Consider the following 16,440-nt stretch of genomic DNA (forward strand, 5'->3'; position numbering starts at 1 on the left):
TTTAATTAAGGTTGATTGATGTAGCCCAGAATCTTTTCGCAATCTTGTTCAGTGATTTCATATTTTGACTGCATAAATATATTGCGAATCGCATCTTTTAAGTCATGCTTAGAAGTTGCGGTCTCAACATATTTTTGACGTTCAGTCGGACCATCAATGATATTTACAGAACCGTCACTAAAGTATACTAAACCGACACTTGAAATTTTTTGATTGAAGTTCTTTTCGTAAGCATCTTTTAGTTCTTTAGAGTTCACAGAAGCTGTAAGGTACGGGTCATAGTCATAGAAATCAAAAGTGACACTGTTGCTTTTGACTTTTTCAGTGAACGTATAAATATCTTCTCTTGTTGACTGGAATTGACTTTGATATTGATCTGCGATGTAATGCCCGATAATTTGATCAATATCTTCTACATTTGTATCAATAGGTTTTTCAGGTTCAGCACTGAAATGATAAAATGTTTTTTCTTTCCAGTTCTTCACGTCGATATTTAACAACCCTTTATCTGTGATGACTACATAATCAAAAGTACGCAAGAAATCGAAGAGTGGATGTTTAACAGCAACATTGCCTGTTGAAACAATATGGTAAAACTTAACTTCTCCATTTTCTTTTAAGCTTTGCATAACTTTCTCGATAGATTGTTTAGCTTTGCGTACACCATAATGATGTTGTTGTGTACCATCATTAATGATTTGATTTTTCAATGATGCGACTTCTGTACGTAAGGTGTTGACCTTGCTTACAAGTTGATTTTTTGAATAAATCTCTGTATCTAGTCGGTGCTGCATTAAGCTGCGTGATACAACAAGCGCAATGGCCAAAATCACGATGACAGCAACTAGAAGTAATATTAAATACATACCTATCATTCCTTACTCAATAAAAAGTAGTTAAATTTAAACATACCCTAATAATCTAACTCTTAGTGGTAAAAATCAATAATAAAGTCTTAACAAAATATTAATGTAACATTTATGACATATTATGATAATACTAAAAAAGTTCCAGACGAATATGTAGGAAATGTGTCTGGAACTTTAATCGTTAAATTCAATTTTAAGTGTTTGGTTTCAACTCAGCTTGGGAATCAATGAAATATCTTAAAAACTATTACGCTTTTGTATCTTGTAAGATAGATTTTTGTAAAGCGTCAAATTCCTCAAGCAGTTTCAATGCTTTTTTCGTTTGTGCGCTTGTAATAGTAATGAAAACTTTTCGTTCATCATCGATGCAGCGTTGCTTGCCGATGATTTTCATTTCCGTTAATGTGCTGAACGATTTATGAATTTCCATTAAACTGAAATTCATACCGTGTTTCACTTCAAGAAGAGGGATAAGTTTCTTTTGACGATCTAAAATGTGTTTTAAAAATAATAAATCGTTGAAACGTAAGTTATATTCCTGCTTCAAAGCTTTAATTAATTCTTTTCGATGCAATTCATAGTAAAAAATCGATTCTGTAGACTGTGTTTTTTCAGAATACATGATTTCACCTCGTGTTGTATTTATAATATCTTGCGTCTACATTATTATAATAAAAAAGTTATACTTTGAAAAGAGATATTCTTTAGTTTTAACTTAAATTATTGTATCTATTTTTAAAAATTCAATTAACGAATGAAAATAAAGTTTATAAATCCAATAGGGTTACTTGGTATAACAAAAGGAGTTTAAAAATTGTTCTCTATTATAAAGAATAAAACAGATTTATCAGACTTTTATAATAATATTCCTCCTAATGCAGTTATCGCATTAGATAATCATCCTATCTCTTATTATGTGTTAGACTGTTTAGCTGAACAGGAGAGACATGTTTCTGTTGTCACATTTTCCACAGATATTATGAAATATGTGTGTCAAAATACTTTTTCAAATATTATTTTTGCGCCAGGTAAAGTGGATTCAAGCTTACATATTATTACTGGTGATACAATGGTGGAATCATTTAAAACTCTTCAAATAGATGTCTATTTCTGCGCAGCGAGTTACATAGATGAACAAGGTAGTTTATATCAAGTGCATTCACAAATAGGGGCATTGCAAAAAACGTTGATCCAACAAGCGCGACACAGTTATGTCGTTAATTATCCTGATTTTATAGAATCAAATCAGCGTTATATTCATATCGGATATGTAAATTAAATGATAGACAAGTAGTGAAACACACGCTAAAATGAATATGAATAGAGAGAAAATACAACCATTATTGTAAGCGCTTACTAGTAGGAGGTGTCAGAATGCAAAAGTCTAATAATGAAGATTTAAATTTCTTGGTTGATAGATTAATAGAGAATACCAATGATGAAATCAAATTTTTCGGAGAGACTGCAAAACTTTTATTCTTGAAAAATGAATTTATTATTAACGATACAGTAGATATTTGCGTAAAACGTAAGAACCTTACTAAAGTTTTAAAGAATATCCCGGATAATTATCGTATTCGATACATAGATTCAGAAGGGAATGTCAGTGAAAAATTAAGAGATACGAAATTCTCTCAACTAACACATTTAGAAGTAGAAATACATGGGCAAAGAATTATGACTATTTATATTTATGATGTACATAACAAAGAGTGGATGTTTAGATTCAACCACAACATTCGATTGCCTGAAAAACATATTTATTTCCATTCTTTACCTTGGGGCGTTGATTATATTAAACCAGAAATCGTTCTGATGTATGAGTTGCTGCAACCTTCAGTACATCGCAGTAGTTTTAACAACAAAGCTGTGATTGATGCATTGAGTTATTATCAATTCGTTATGTTACGCGTGGTCGTAGGTGAAGAACGTCTACATGATGCATTATACGCATCGTAAAAAGAACAAGAGCGTTGCTTAGTCGCAACACTCTTGTATTTTTATATCTTTAAATTTTAACTAAATATTGTTTAAATTCAGATTATTTTAATTGTAAATTTTCTTTCACATGGGCACAACTTCCATCATAAACTGCACGTACGGCATCGTCAGCATCCTTAACGCTGATACCGAACATCATTGAAATTTCAGACGCACCTTGGTTGATCATTTTCAGGTTGATATTCGCTTTAGCGAGTGCAGATGTGATCATATTGGCAGTACCGACCATTTGGTTCATACCTAAACCAACAACCATCATCACAGCTAAGTCGTTATCAATACCTAATTCATCAACATCACATTGTTTACGAATTTCATTTAACACTTTTGTTTCTTTACCACGAATTTGATGTGTTCGCATGATGATACTGACGTTATCAATACCAGAAGGCATATGGTCAAATGAGATATTGTAATCTTCAAGTACTGATAAGATTTTACGTGTGAAACCAACTTGTCTGTTCATTAAGTATTTACGTACGTTAATGACTGTAAAGCCTTTGTCACAGCTAATACCTGTAATCAAGTGGTCTGGTTTAATTTCACGGTCGTATCTGATGAAAGTACCTGGATCTTCAGGACGATTTGTATTTTTAATTACGACTGGAATACGTTCTTTTTGTACAGGTTGAAGGGCTTCGTCGTGGAAAACACTAAAGCCTGCATATGAAAGTTCACGCATTTCGCTATATGTTACTTCTTCCATAATTTCAGCGTTTTTGATTAAGTTCGGATTTGCACGATAGATACCTGAAACATCTGTAAAGTTTTCATACAACGTTGCGCGTACACCGCGTGCCAAGATTGCACCAGTGATATCAGAACCGCCGCGAGGGAAAGTGACAACATTACCTTGTTTCGAGTAACCGAAGAAACCTGGAACGATAATTTTTCCTTCAATTTTTCTTAGATTGTAAATTTTATCATAAGATTCTTCTAAGATTTGAGCAAATTGAGGCGTGTTGGTTACGGTAATACCTGCGTCTAAAGGAGACACATATGTAGTTGGAACACCTTGAGCGTTATTATATTGCGCGATTAAGCGAGCGTTAAAGTCTTCACCACAAGAAAGTAATGCATCTTTTAAACGAGGCGGATTGCTTTGGTTGGCTTTGATACGCTGTTCAAGAATATCATCGAATTCTGTTAAAATATTTTCGTCCATGTTTAAATCACGGATGATATCTGCATAACGTTCGATAATTTCTTCCTTTTTATTTTGATAATCTAATTTTGCTACACTTTTTTCATAAAGCCTAAGCAACAAATCTGTTGTCTTAATATCTTCAGAATGTCTTTTACCAGGAGCAGACACAACGATTATTTTTCTTTCGTCATCGCTATTGATGATGTTTAACACTTTCTGAATTTGGCTTGCTGAAGCGACGGAACTACCGCCAAATTTAGCTACTTTCATATTTAATCAACCTTTCTATCAATCTTAATAATATACTGCTTTGTTTTTTGGGTGAAAAATGCTAAAATTTCAACATATTCCAAATTTTTTGAACTTTACAATTTTGATGAATGAATTTATACTAAACCATAATCAAGTATTTTTCAATAGTACAGGTGTTTTTTTAGAACGAACAAACGGAGGAATGTAATTATGAAGAAGTTAAACATCGCTTTGCTCGGTCTGGGAACAGTGGGCTCAGGAGTAGTTAAAATTATTGAAGAGAATCATCAACAGATTAAAGATACGATTCACAAAGATCTTCACATCAAACATATTCTTGTTAGAGATAAAAAGAAAAAACGTCCCTTAAATATCAGTAAATACCATCTGACTGAAGATGTGGATGAAATCTTAAATGATGATGAAGTCGACATTGTGATTGAAGTGATGGGCGGTATCGAACCTACTGTTGAGTGGTTGAAAAAATCATTAAAACAGGGCAAACATGTGATTACTGCTAACAAAGATTTATTAGCGGTTCATTTACGCACATTAGAAGATTTAGCAGAAGAAAATGGCGTTGCTTTAAAATTCGAAGCCAGTGTGGCAGGCGGTATTCCAATCGTCAACGCAATCAACAATGGTTTAAATGCGAACAACATCAGTAAATTCATGGGTATTTTAAACGGTACATCCAACTTCATTTTATCTAAGATGACAAAAGAGGGCGCAAGCTTTAAAGAAGCTTTGGATGAGGCACAACGTTTAGGTTTTGCTGAAGCAGATCCAACCGATGATGTTGAAGGTATCGATGCGGCACGTAAAGTAGTCATCGTTACATACTTATCATTCAACCGAGTTATCAGTTTAGACGAAGTTAAAGTAACAGGTATTTCTGAAGTAACAGTAGAGGATATCAAAGCTGCAACAGCGCTTGGTTATAAAATTAAATTAATCGGTAAAGGTACATTTGATAATGGTGTTATTGAAACATCTGTTGCACCAACCTTAATCGATGAAAGACATCAATTAGCATCAGTTGAAGATGAATATAATGCGATTTATGTTATCGGCGACTCTGTTGGAGAAACGATGTTCTATGGTAAAGGTGCAGGTAGCTTAGCTACAGGTAGTGCAGTAGTCAGCGACTTACTAAACGTCTCACTACAATTCGAATCTAACTTGCATACTTTACCGCCGCATTTCGAATTGAAAACAGGTCATGCAAAAGAAATGATCGACGCAGATGAACCGACAAAATTAAAAGAAAAAGGTAGTTACTATGTTGTTTTACAAACAAATGGTGCACCGGTTAAACGAGTGGAAGAAGAGGTTAAAGCACAATTACCGCTTCACAAATCACTCAATGTCATTGAACGAGATGACAACACAGCAGCTGTCATTGTAAAAAGTATCAATGTTCCAGCTGATGAAATTTTAGCACAAGGTAAATATCCAGTGGAAAAAGTTTATCCAGTAGAAGGGGTTTAATTAAAATGAAAAGATGGCAAGGTTTAGTACAAGAATACAAAGCATATCTCCCAGTTAGCGACAACACACCGAATGTAACTTTAAATGAAGGCCAAACGCCGTTGATTCATTGTGATACATTATCAGACATGTTAGGTATTAACTTGTTTGTAAAATTTGAAGGTGCCAATCCAACAGGTTCATTTAAAGACCGTGGTATGGTCATGGCAGTCACTAAAGCAAAAGAAGAAGGTAAAAAAGTTGTGATTTGTGCATCAACAGGTAATACTTCGGCTTCTGCAGCTGCATATGCGGCACGTTCAGGCTTGAAAGCAATCGTAGTTATTCCTGAAGGTAAAATCGCTTTAGGTAAATTATCACAAGCTGTCATGTACGGAGCAGAAATTGTATCGATTGAAGGCAACTTTGATGAAGCGTTAGAAATTGTTAAAGAAGTTGCGAAAGAAGAAGGCGAAATTGAACTTGTTAACTCAATTAACCCATACCGTATCGAAGGTCAAAAAACAGGTGCATTTGAAGTAGTCGATCAATTAGGCGGCAAAGCACCAGATGTATTAGCTATCCCAGTCGGTAACGCAGGTAACATCACTGCGTATTGGAAAGGCTTCAAAGAGTTTAATGATAAACATCAAACAGGCTTACCGAAATTATTTGGATTCCAAGCGGAAGGTGCATCACCAATCGTACAGAACAAAGTCATTAAAAATCCTGAAACAGTCGCAACTGCGATTCGTATCGGTAACCCAGCAAGTTGGGATAAAGCAGTGAAAGCTTTGGATGAATCTAACGGCTTGATTGATAGTGTGACAGATGAAGAAATCTTAGAAGCTTATCAATTACTTGCTTCTAAAGAAGGTGTGTTTGCAGAACCTGCAAGTAACGCTTCAATTGCTGGATTAATTAAACTGCATAGAGCTGGTAAATTACCAAAAGATATTACAGTTACTGCAGTGTTAACTGGTAATGGCTTAAAAGACCCTGATACTGCCATCTCATTATTAGACAATCCGATTAAATCTTTACCAAATGATAAAGCAAGTATTATTAAATATATCAAAGGAGCTATACATTAATGGGAGAAAGTTTAAAACTTAAAGTTCCCGCTTCTACTGCCAATCTTGGCGTAGGCTTTGATTCAATCGGACTCGCATTAAATAAGTTCCTATATGTTGAAGCAGAAGTGAGTGCAGATGATCGATGGCACTTCCATCATAAAGGTGACAACTTGCATGGCTTACCGACAGATGAACACCATCTGATTTATCAAGTTGTACAGTTTCTTGAACAGAAATATGATATGTCAGTACCGCCATTAGATGTCACTATGCGGAGTGAAATTCCTTTAGCCAGAGGACTTGGGTCCTCGGCTTCTGCTTTAGTTGCAGGTATTTATTTAGCAGATTTCTTCGGTCACTTACAATTATCAGAATTTGAAATGGTCGAAGCCGCAACAGAAATAGAAGGACATCCAGATAATGTTGCCCCTGTGATTTATGGTGGGATGATTGCTGGATTTTATAATCATGAAACAAAAGAAACATACATTTCTTCAATAGAACCTCCATACGTGAACCTCGTGATCACTATTCCAAGCTACGAGTTGAAGACACATGACTCTAGACAAGTTTTGCCGAAAAGCTTTGAACATGAACAAGCGGTTCAATACAGTGCCATCAGTAACACGATGTTAAGTGCATTGATGCAGCATGATTATCAATTAGCAGGTATGTTGATGGAAATGGATGGGTTCCATGAACCGTATCGTCAAGATTTAATCCCAGAATTTCAACGCGTTAAAGCGTTAGGTCGTGAATATCATGCTTATGCGACAGTTATCAGTGGGGCAGGTCCGACGATTTTAACATTAATTGATCCTTCTAAAAGCGGTAAATTAGTCAGAAGATTGAACAAAGAGTTGCCAGATTGTGAATCTGAATTAATTTCAGTTAATAAAAGCGGAATTATCGTTGAAAAAGTTTATGATTAATGAAGAAATGCGATATAATTTGATGGAATACGCTTGAAAGGAGCACTGCACATCAAATGAGCAGCTATAAAATGATAGTAATGGATATGGATGATACTTTGTTGAATTCAGAGAATCAAGTCAGTCCAGATACTGCAAAATATTTAATTGAATTACAAGATAAAGGATATCATGTTGTCTTAGCTTCAGGACGTCCAACAGAAGGTATGTTGCCGATCGCAAAAGACTTGCATCTTCATGAGCATGATAGTTATGTCATCAGTTTTAACGGCAGTCGTACAACACGTGTTAGAGATGGAGAGCTTGAAGCCGAACAAAGTATTTCTAAAAAAGACTTTGACCGTATTGTAGATTATTGTCGCGATAATAATATCTTTGTGTTGACGTATCAAGACGGTCATATTATCTATGAAGGTGAACATGAGTATATGAATATTGAGTCTGAGTTAACAGGGTTACCTATGCATCGCACAGATGATTTGAAAGCATTCATTCAAAATCCTGTTGCGAAAGTGCTGGGCGTAGACTACGAATCACATATTCAAGAACTCTCTCAAGCATTTGGCGGTGTGTTTAACGACCAAATCGATGTGACGACAAGTAAACCCTTCTTCTTAGAATTTGTACCGCATGGTGTGTCTAAAGGTAATGCATTACATGCGTTATGCGAAAAAGTAGGCATCGATATCAGTGAGACTATCGCATTTGGTGATAGTATGAATGATTATTCTATGATGGAAGAAGCAGGGTATGCTGTCGCAATGGGCAATGCACGTGATGCGTTAAAAGAAATCGCTGATTTTGTGACGTTAGATCATAACTCAGACGGTATTGTCTATGCCTTAAAGAAAATTTTATAGATTTAAATACAAAAGGAGACTTTCTGTTCAAGAGAGTCTCCTTTTGTATGCGATACATCTTATTTAGCTGTATGTGTCCATTCATGCATGCCATGGTTTCGTTTTACAAGAGCATAGATATTATCAGCAGAGTAGTCTAAGTTTGTATAGACTGTGATAATAAATGATGATTGTCCAGTTTCAAACGGTTCACTTAGGTAAACATCTTTTAAGTGTTCAAATAGAGGTACCATTTGATCATGTTCTAGACTTGGATATTCTCTTAAAGTTCTTTTGATAAGTCTGCCATTTTTTTCTTCAAGAGACTGAACGACAATCACAAAACGTTCATCTTCCTTCAAAACATCGTCAAATAAATTTGTTTGTCCTACCATGTTGTAACACCTCGATTTCTCGTCTTATTACTCCTATTATACTACATATCCATAAACGTTAAAATCTTAAAAGTTATAAGAAGAAACAAAAAAACAGATTGGCCAAAGCCAATCTGTCAGTGTGAATAATTATTTCACTTTATTAAATTCTTCGAAACTTCTTACATCCATTTCTTTCAATTTAACAGGTTTTGTTTTCTTAATGATTTTATGAACAATGAAAATAATAAAGAGCACTACAATCGGTACGAAGTCTTTAATTAATCCGCCGACATTCAAGTGAATCATATTTTCAAATGAACCACCGAATAACAAGAACACGAGTATAGCTAAAACAAGAATCGGTCCTAGCGGATATAACGGTGTTTTATAAGGTAAACGTTCATTAATATCTATACCTTGTGCTTTTAATCCTTTACGCAATCTGATTTGCGAGAAGATTGCGGCTGCCCATACGAAGATAACAAGTTGCCCTATAATACCAAGTAATGTGAAAATCGCATTCGCATGGAAGTTCGCTAAAATAATGACCGCCACAACAATTACGAAGTTCGTTAAGATGGCTGGAATCGGTAACTTTGTTTTACCATGCAAATAACTTAAGAATTTCGGCGCTTGTCGATCTGTACTAAGTGAGAACAACATACGACTTGTTGAATAGATACCTGAGTTAGCAGCTGATAATAGTGATGTTAAAATAACCGCATTGATGACAGAAGCTGCAAAGGCGATACCAACTCTATCGAACACAATCGTAAATGGACTTTGTGTTACAGATTCACTTTTATTAAGTAATAACGGTTCATTGTAAGGTAAAATCGCTGAAATGACTGCGATTGAAAGAACATAGAATAATAAAATTCTCCAGAATACTGATTTAATAGCACTTGGCATTGATTTTTTAGGATCATCTGATTCACCAGCTGTGACCGCTACAATTTCCGTACCACCGACAGAGAATCCAGCGATAAGCAGAACGCTTAAGAAACCAGAGATACCGCCAACAAATGGTGCTTCACCGACAGTGAAGTTTTTAAAACCATACGTATGACCGCCAAGAATACCAAAGATAGTTAAAACACCTATAACGATGAAAACGATAATCGTCACAACTTTAATAGCTGCTAACCAGAATTCCGCTTCACCGAAGGCTCTTACCGTAAAGATATTCAATAATAGTAAGAACGTGATAAATATTAAACTCCATGTAAGTGGAGAGAAGAACTTAAATGTGTCCCAATAGTACAAGACATTTGATGCGATAATAACATCAACGCTTGTCACAAGTGACCACATTGCCCAGTATAACCAACCGACTGTAAAACCAAGTGAGGGGTCAACGAATCGTGTTGAATAAGAACTGAAAGAACCTGATACAGGATAAAAGGTTGCAAGTTCTCCGACTGATGACATTAAGAAATATAACATGACACCAATAATCAGATACGCTGCAATCGCACCGCCAGGACCAGCTTGAGAAATGACGCCGCCCATTGCGATAAAGAGACCTGTACCGATTGCACCCCCGATAGCAATCATTGATATATGGCGAGAACTGAGTCCTCTATTCATTTTGTTTTCATCCATATGCGTTACCTCTAATCTTTAAATTAAAATATATGTACTCTATTCTAATTGTTTTTATACGACTAATCAATGACCTTTGATGCATTAAATCAAATATTTTAAAAAATTCAGAAAAATGACAGAATTTTGTTCATTGTGTCCGTTAAATTGACATAAATTCTTAGTTGATATAGTAAGAGCGTATTAGACAAAATAGAAGGAGAGGTGTATATTTAGACCCAACAATAAAAAAAGTGAACGTTACCGATTTGAATAGGTAAGTTCACTATCGTAGTTTCAATACATTATTTAGTTTCGCGGTGTAATGTATATTTGTTCAATCTTGGGCAGTATTTTTTCATTTCGATACGTTCAGGATTGTTACGTTTGTTTTTAGTAGTAATATAATTACGATCGCCGCATTCTGTGCAAGCTAATGTTACGTTTACGCGCAATGTAGACACCCTTTCTATTAAGTTATTAGCAATACTTACGCACTTAAATTTACCACAATCATGCATATCGTGCAAGATGGATAAAATAAGCAGCATAAGCTCAATGTATTCTATTGTATAGAAAAATATACGATTAGTAAATAACTTTGCTTAAAAAATGAGCAAAAAGTATTGATAAAGATGGAAATTGTGTTATGATATAAATCGTAATAATTACGATTATGAACATTTACTATTAAGAAAGGTAGGAACTTTAATGGCAAAAAAATCAAAAGTTGTTAAAGAACAAAAACGAGAAGAACTCGTTGCTAAATATTACGCAAAACGTCAAGAGTTAAAAGCTAAAGGTGACTATGAAGCATTAAGAAAATTACCTAGAGATTCATCACCAACACGTTTAACTCGTAGATGTAAAGTAACTGGAAGACCTCGTGGCGTAATGAGAAAATTCGAAATGTCACGTATTGCATTCAGAGAACATGCACATAAAGGTCAAATTCCAGGCGTAAGAAAAGCAAGCTGGTAATTTCTAGTTTTTAGCAATCAATTTATCATGAAACACATTTCTTGAATGAAATGTGTTCTTTTTTTGTGTATTTTTAGAGAGAATACACGCTTTTTTATGGTAAAAGTCGTAATGAGGTAGTATGATGTATATTGGACTTTTTGAGTTAGAGAAAATAAAGGGTAAGGTGTTAGATAGATATGAAAATTTTTGATTATGAAGATATCCAAATGATTCCTAATAAATGTATAGTGAAAAGCCGCTCAGAATGTGATACATCAATCCAATTCGGACCGCGTCGTTTTAAGATGCCGGTTGTTCCTGCAAATATGCAGACGGTTATGAATGAAAAACTTGCAGAGTGGTTCGCAGAAAATGATTACTTCTATATTATGCATCGTTTTGATGAAGCAGCGCGTATTCCATTCATCAAAAAAATGCAAGATAAAGGATTATTCGCATCTATTTCTGTAGGTGTTAAAGATAATGAATATGATTTCGTTAAAGAAATTGCAGAACAAGGTTTAAAACCTGAATATGTCACAATTGATATTGCTCATGGTCACTCAGAACAAGTCATTAACATGATTCGCCACTTGAAAGAATATTTACCAGATTCATTTGTGATCGCAGGCAACGTAGGTACGCCTGAAGGTGTAAGAGAATTAGAAAACGCTGGTGCAGATGCGACAAAAGTCGGTATCGGACCAGGCCGTGTATGTATTACAAAAATCAAAACAGGATTCGGTACAGGCGGTTGGCAATTAGCTGCAGTAAACCACTGCAGTAAAGCAGCGCGTAAACCAATCATTGCTGATGGCGGTATCAGAACTCACGGTGACATCGCGAAATCAATTCGTTTCGGTGCTTCAATGGTTATGATTGGCTCATTATTTGCGGCACATGAAGAATCACCAGGTGAAACAGTAGAACTTGATGGTAAATTATACAAAGAATACTTCGGCAGTGCTTCTGAATTCCAAAAAGGTGAGCGCAAAAACGTTGAAGGTAAGAAAATGTTTGTAGAACACAAAGGTTCATTAGCAGACACATTGAATGAAATGCAACAGGACTTACAAAGCTCTATTTCTTATGCAGGCGGTAAAGACTTGCTTGAATTAAGAAAAGTAGATTATGTCATCGTAAGAAACTCTATCTTCAATGGTGATAGAGACTAAGCTTTACCTTCTGGAGGTGTAGACGATCAGACGCACATTTTCATTTGTAGTCATCCTGTTACTTGCTGCTTTAATCATTCCTGTTAAAGAGACACCATGGATGATTGACATTCAAAATCAAGCAAAAGCCAAAATACAAGCAATCACTACACAAGAAAGTGCCAATGAAACAGCACTTAAAGTGCCGGATAAGCAAGATTTTGCTTTAAATAACATTCAAATGAATATGACAAAAGAAGAAGTCGAACAGGCTTTAGGTAAACCTGAGCGTGTCAGCGCAAATGAATATGGTTTAAAATGGTACACATACCATAAGGATTACCATTCATTCGTAATGGTCAGTTATATGAATAATAAAGTGAATGGTATCTATAGCAATCAAAATGTTATCTCTTCTAAATCTAAAATCAAGTATGGTTCGCCGAAATCAGCTGTAAGAGATAGACTAGGCCAACCGATTGATGAAATGACGAAAGGTAATTATAGATACCAAATTACGAGCGATGAATATGATGTCTTTGATAAAGATGGTATTTATACGACCGTCTTTTATGACAAGCATGAAAATAATCAAGTAACAGGTGTCATGCAGATTAGTAAGGAAATGGAACATCGTTTAACTAAACCTTACGGTGCGCCATCGTCTTCACTTGCTCAGAGTTTTGAGATGCAAAACTTTGATATAGTCAATGCAGAGCGTGTTCAAAAAGGCTTATCTGTATTGAAATATAGTGATGCAATCTCTAATACTGCACGAAAACACAGTAAAGATATGGCTGACAACCATTACTTTGATCATACTAATCCAAAAGGAGAATCTCCATTTGATCGTATGAAAAAGGATGGCATTGATTATAATAGCGCGGGTGAAAACTTAGCGTACGGCCATCAAAATAGTATTTTCGCACATGAAGGTCTGATGAATTCAGAAGGACATCGAAAAAATATTTTACAACCAAGCTTTAAAAACTTAGGTGTCGGTGTTGATTTCAATGATGAACGACAGCCTTTCTGGACTGAAAATTACACAAGTTAATCAGCTTTAAAATAAAGGCAAAATTTCTGTATTCAGCAGAGATTTTGCCTTTTGTTTTATAAAGAAAAGATTAATTTATTCAGAAATTATTGATTAATGAATGATTTCTTGATTATAATAAGCACAAGCAGAAAAAAGGATAATATTTTATAATACATATTAAATGACTTGAAATCATAAAGGAAGGAGGGTGACTATGAATATTTCAGATATCGCATCAATGGCAAACGTATCAAAAAGCACTGTATCAAGATACTTAAATGGTGGATCAGTCAGCCAGAAAACTAAGGATAAAATAGATAAAATCGTGAAGGAAACAGGCTATTCACCTAATCAATTTGCACAATCCTTAAAAGCCAAACGTACATTCATGATTGGTGCGATTATTCCTAGACTTGATTCCTATGCGGCAAATCAGATTCTTGAAGGTGCAGATACTTACTTACGTGAAATTAAGTACCAAACCCTGATTGTTAATACGAGTCAAAGTATTGAACAAGAAATAGAAGCATTATATACACTAAATAAAAATAAAGTAGATGGTATTTTATTAATCGCCACACAAATCACAAAGCAACACATTGAAGCGATACAAGAAATAAAGGCTCCTGTTATATTAGTCGGGCAGTCAGATGAACATGTACCTTCTGTAATACAAAATGATTTTGAAGCGGGGCGCACTATTGGAGAATTATTTGGACAACAAAACTTTAAACGTATCGCATATTTAAGTGTCGATGAATATGATAAAGCAGTAGGTGTTGAAAGAAAAAAAGGTATATTGTCAGGTTTAAAACGATATAATCAAACGCCTGATGTTTATTACACAACTTTTGATTTACAACAAGCTGTAGTCGCTGCAAAACCGTTAGTGTCTCAATACGATGCATTAATTTGCGGGACAGATAATATTGCGTTAGGAACCTTGAAAGCTGCCCATCATCAACATATTCAAGTTCCAAATCAACTATCAATAGCGGGATTCGGAGGCTATGATACAACCTCTATTGTCACACCATCTCTTGCGACAATCAGCTTTCCCTATAAACAAACAGGTGAGAAAGCTGCCCAAAATTTAATACGTATTATCAATGGTGAAGCGATTAAACAAATAGAAGTGATGGATTTTGAGTTTATTAAAAATAACAGTATTGACTTATCTGAAAGCAATGAGTAAAATGTTTGTGAAAGCGTTTTACTTTTACAGTATTTTGGAACCGGTTCCAAATAAAAGGAGTGATAGGATGGAATGGACACGCGAAGCAAGGTATCGAGGGTTATCTTCAATTACAAATGAAGAATTTGAAAGTATGACAGACAAAGTGCATCAATCGCCTTGGCGACAACACTTTCATGTTCAACCTGTTTCGGGATTGTTAAATGATCCGAACGGCTTCATTTACTTTAAAGGTCAATACCATTTATTTTATCAATGGTATCCGTTAGGTCCTGTTCATGGTTTGAAATATTGGTATCACGTTGTTTCTGATGATTTGATTCATTTTGAAAATAAAGGACCAGTCGTCTATCCTGATACTACATATGATTCACACGGTGCTTATAGTGGCTCTAGTATACAAATTGAAGACCAGTTGTATTTATTCTATACAGGTAATCATAGGACAAAAGATTGGGAACGTGTACCTTATCAAATGGTAGCGACATTAAATGACGCGTTTCAAGTGAAGGACAAACAGCCACTCATTGAAGGTTCACCGCAAGGTTATACTGACCATTTTAGAGATCCGAAAGTTTGGCAGGAAAATGGAAATTATTATTTCGTGATTGGTGCACAAACTACAGCACAAACAGGGCGTGCTTTAATCTATCAAGGTGATACATCATTCAAGTTTCATTTACTCGGAGAAATTCAAACAGGTTTATCAGATTTCGGATATATGTGGGAATGCCCAGATTTATTTAAATTAGGAAATAAAGATGTGTTAATTTTTTGTCCACAAGGGTTAGAAGCAGATGGGATGAACTATCGCAATATCTATCAATCCGGTTATATCATAGGAGATTTTGATTTAAAGACTTTAGAAATGAAACATGATGGATTTGTTGAATTAGATCACGGCTTTGATTTTTATGCGCCGCAAACAACTATTTCTAAAGAAGGCGAACGTGTCTTAATCGGATGGATGGGTTTACCAGACATTAACTATCCAACAGATGTTTATAACTGGGCACATTGCCTGACTTTACCGAGGGAATTGAAAGTTAAAGAGAATACATTAATACAAACGGTACATCCAGATGTAGAAAAGTTGAGAGTTCGCAGTAATGAAACAACAATGGATATCACTGATGACAACACTGTATTAGATTTGATTCAACTAGACCGTTCAGAAATCAACATTTCAATTGTTGAAAATGAAGCGGATGTATTAAGCATAGTTTTTTCTAATCAAGTCGAAGAAGCGGTTAAAATAACGTATGATAAAAATACAGGAGTTTTTGAACTAGATCGCAGCCAGAGTGGTGAATTACCAAACAATCAAGATAATCAAAAGAGAAGTGTACAGTTATTTGATGCTTTAAAATCATTGAAAATTTTTATAGATACATCAAGTATCGAAATCTTCATTAATGAAGGTACACATGTGATGACGTCTAGACTGTTTCCTGTTGAACCATATCAATATTGTCAACTATCGTCAGAGTCAGGAACGGTCAAAATGGAAACGAAACAATATGAATTGAAAAGAGGGTAATC

Annotated in this window: 17 protein-coding genes; 11 read left to right on the plus strand and 6 right to left on the minus strand. The window is 35.0% G+C overall.

The window, feature by feature from the left end; all coding sequences use genetic code 11:
- Positions 1–5: 5 nt before the first annotated feature.
- On the minus strand, positions 6–866 hold the full coding sequence (locus tag KRR19_RS05625) for a hypothetical protein (RefSeq protein ID WP_156666656.1): 861 nt from the start codon (positions 864–866) through the stop codon (positions 6–8).
- A 250-nt stretch (positions 867–1,116) separates the two neighbouring features.
- The gene (locus KRR19_RS05630) at positions 1,117–1,491 is read right to left on the minus strand and encodes a transcriptional regulator, SarA/Rot family (RefSeq protein WP_002480832.1); all 375 of its coding nucleotides are present in this window, start codon (positions 1,489–1,491) and stop codon (positions 1,117–1,119) included.
- A 192-nt stretch (positions 1,492–1,683) separates the two neighbouring features.
- Between KRR19_RS05630 and KRR19_RS05635 the strand changes: the two genes are divergently transcribed.
- Together KRR19_RS05635 and KRR19_RS05640 are read left to right on the plus strand one after the other, a co-directional pair.
- Positions 1,684–2,148 (plus strand): sugar phosphate isomerase family, encoded by a 465-nt coding sequence (locus KRR19_RS05635; protein WP_105978065.1) that lies wholly within the window; start codon positions 1,684–1,686, stop codon positions 2,146–2,148.
- Positions 2,149–2,243: 95 nt separating this feature from the next.
- The gene (locus tag KRR19_RS05640; protein ID WP_002480834.1) at positions 2,244–2,828 is read left to right on the plus strand and encodes a hypothetical protein; all 585 of its coding nucleotides are present in this window, start codon (positions 2,244–2,246) and stop codon (positions 2,826–2,828) included.
- Positions 2,829–2,910: 82 nt separating this feature from the next.
- Here the strand turns inward: KRR19_RS05640 and KRR19_RS05645 are convergent, their stop codons facing one another.
- Entirely contained in the window at positions 2,911–4,287 is a 1,377-nt protein-coding gene (locus tag KRR19_RS05645) for an aspartate kinase (protein WP_105978064.1), read from the minus strand.
- 192 nt (positions 4,288–4,479) lie between these two features.
- On the opposite strand from KRR19_RS05645, the gene KRR19_RS05650 reads away from it, so the two are divergent.
- The 4 genes from KRR19_RS05650 to KRR19_RS05665 are packed head-to-tail and all read left to right on the plus strand — an operon-like array spanning position 4,480 to position 8,607.
- Positions 4,480–5,760 (plus strand): homoserine dehydrogenase, encoded by a 1,281-nt coding sequence (locus KRR19_RS05650; RefSeq protein ID WP_002480836.1) that lies wholly within the window; start codon positions 4,480–4,482, stop codon positions 5,758–5,760.
- 5 nt (positions 5,761–5,765) lie between these two features.
- Complete coding sequence (thrC, locus tag KRR19_RS05655; protein ID WP_105978063.1) at positions 5,766–6,833, plus strand: threonine synthase; 1,068 nt, start codon at positions 5,766–5,768, stop codon at positions 6,831–6,833.
- Complete coding sequence (gene thrB / locus KRR19_RS05660; RefSeq protein WP_002480838.1) at positions 6,833–7,747, plus strand: homoserine kinase; 915 nt, start codon at positions 6,833–6,835, stop codon at positions 7,745–7,747. Before thrC ends, thrB begins: the two co-directional genes overlap by 1 nt.
- Before the next feature lie 56 nt (positions 7,748–7,803).
- Positions 7,804–8,607 carry a Cof-type HAD-IIB family hydrolase gene (locus tag KRR19_RS05665; RefSeq protein WP_002480839.1) on the plus strand — a complete coding sequence of 268 codons (804 nt, stop codon included), beginning with the start codon at positions 7,804–7,806 and terminating at the stop codon, positions 8,605–8,607.
- 59 nt (positions 8,608–8,666) lie between these two features.
- On the opposite strand, the gene KRR19_RS05670 is transcribed toward KRR19_RS05665, so the two are convergent.
- The 3 genes from KRR19_RS05670 to rpmG form a co-directional block, all read right to left on the minus strand.
- On the minus strand, positions 8,667–8,981 hold the full coding sequence (locus KRR19_RS05670; protein WP_002480840.1) for a hypothetical protein: 315 nt from the start codon (positions 8,979–8,981) through the stop codon (positions 8,667–8,669).
- Positions 8,982–9,110: 129 nt separating this feature from the next.
- Complete coding sequence (locus KRR19_RS05675; protein WP_002480841.1) at positions 9,111–10,568, minus strand: amino acid permease; 1,458 nt, start codon at positions 10,566–10,568, stop codon at positions 9,111–9,113.
- Between the two features lie 284 nt (positions 10,569–10,852).
- The gene (gene rpmG, locus KRR19_RS05680; RefSeq protein WP_001265708.1) at positions 10,853–11,002 is read right to left on the minus strand and encodes a 50S ribosomal protein L33; all 150 of its coding nucleotides are present in this window, start codon (positions 11,000–11,002) and stop codon (positions 10,853–10,855) included.
- 256 nt (positions 11,003–11,258) lie between these two features.
- Here rpmG and rpsN point away from each other — a divergent pair, with 256 nt between their 5' ends.
- From rpsN to KRR19_RS05705, 5 genes are all read left to right on the plus strand, one after another.
- Positions 11,259–11,528, plus strand: coding sequence for a 30S ribosomal protein S14 (rpsN, locus tag KRR19_RS05685; RefSeq protein WP_002480842.1), 270 nt, complete (start codon positions 11,259–11,261; stop codon positions 11,526–11,528).
- 179 nt (positions 11,529–11,707) lie between these two features.
- The gene (guaC, locus tag KRR19_RS05690) at positions 11,708–12,685 is read left to right on the plus strand and encodes a GMP reductase (RefSeq protein ID WP_002480843.1); all 978 of its coding nucleotides are present in this window, start codon (positions 11,708–11,710) and stop codon (positions 12,683–12,685) included.
- Between the two features lie 100 nt (positions 12,686–12,785).
- Complete coding sequence (locus tag KRR19_RS05695) at positions 12,786–13,721, plus strand: CAP domain-containing protein (protein WP_105978061.1); 936 nt, start codon at positions 12,786–12,788, stop codon at positions 13,719–13,721.
- A gap of 196 nt (positions 13,722–13,917) precedes the next feature.
- On the plus strand, positions 13,918–14,898 hold the full coding sequence (locus KRR19_RS05700) for a LacI family DNA-binding transcriptional regulator (RefSeq protein ID WP_216733535.1): 981 nt from the start codon (positions 13,918–13,920) through the stop codon (positions 14,896–14,898).
- A 67-nt stretch (positions 14,899–14,965) separates the two neighbouring features.
- Positions 14,966–16,438 (plus strand): sucrose-6-phosphate hydrolase, encoded by a 1,473-nt coding sequence (locus KRR19_RS05705; protein WP_216733536.1) that lies wholly within the window; start codon positions 14,966–14,968, stop codon positions 16,436–16,438.
- The last annotated feature ends 2 nt before the right edge of the window (positions 16,439–16,440 follow it).

The sequence above is a fragment of the Staphylococcus sp. CWZ226 genome, from assembly GCF_018986355.1.
In the GTDB taxonomy this organism is placed as follows: Bacteria; Bacillota; Bacilli; order Staphylococcales; family Staphylococcaceae; genus Staphylococcus; species Staphylococcus simulans.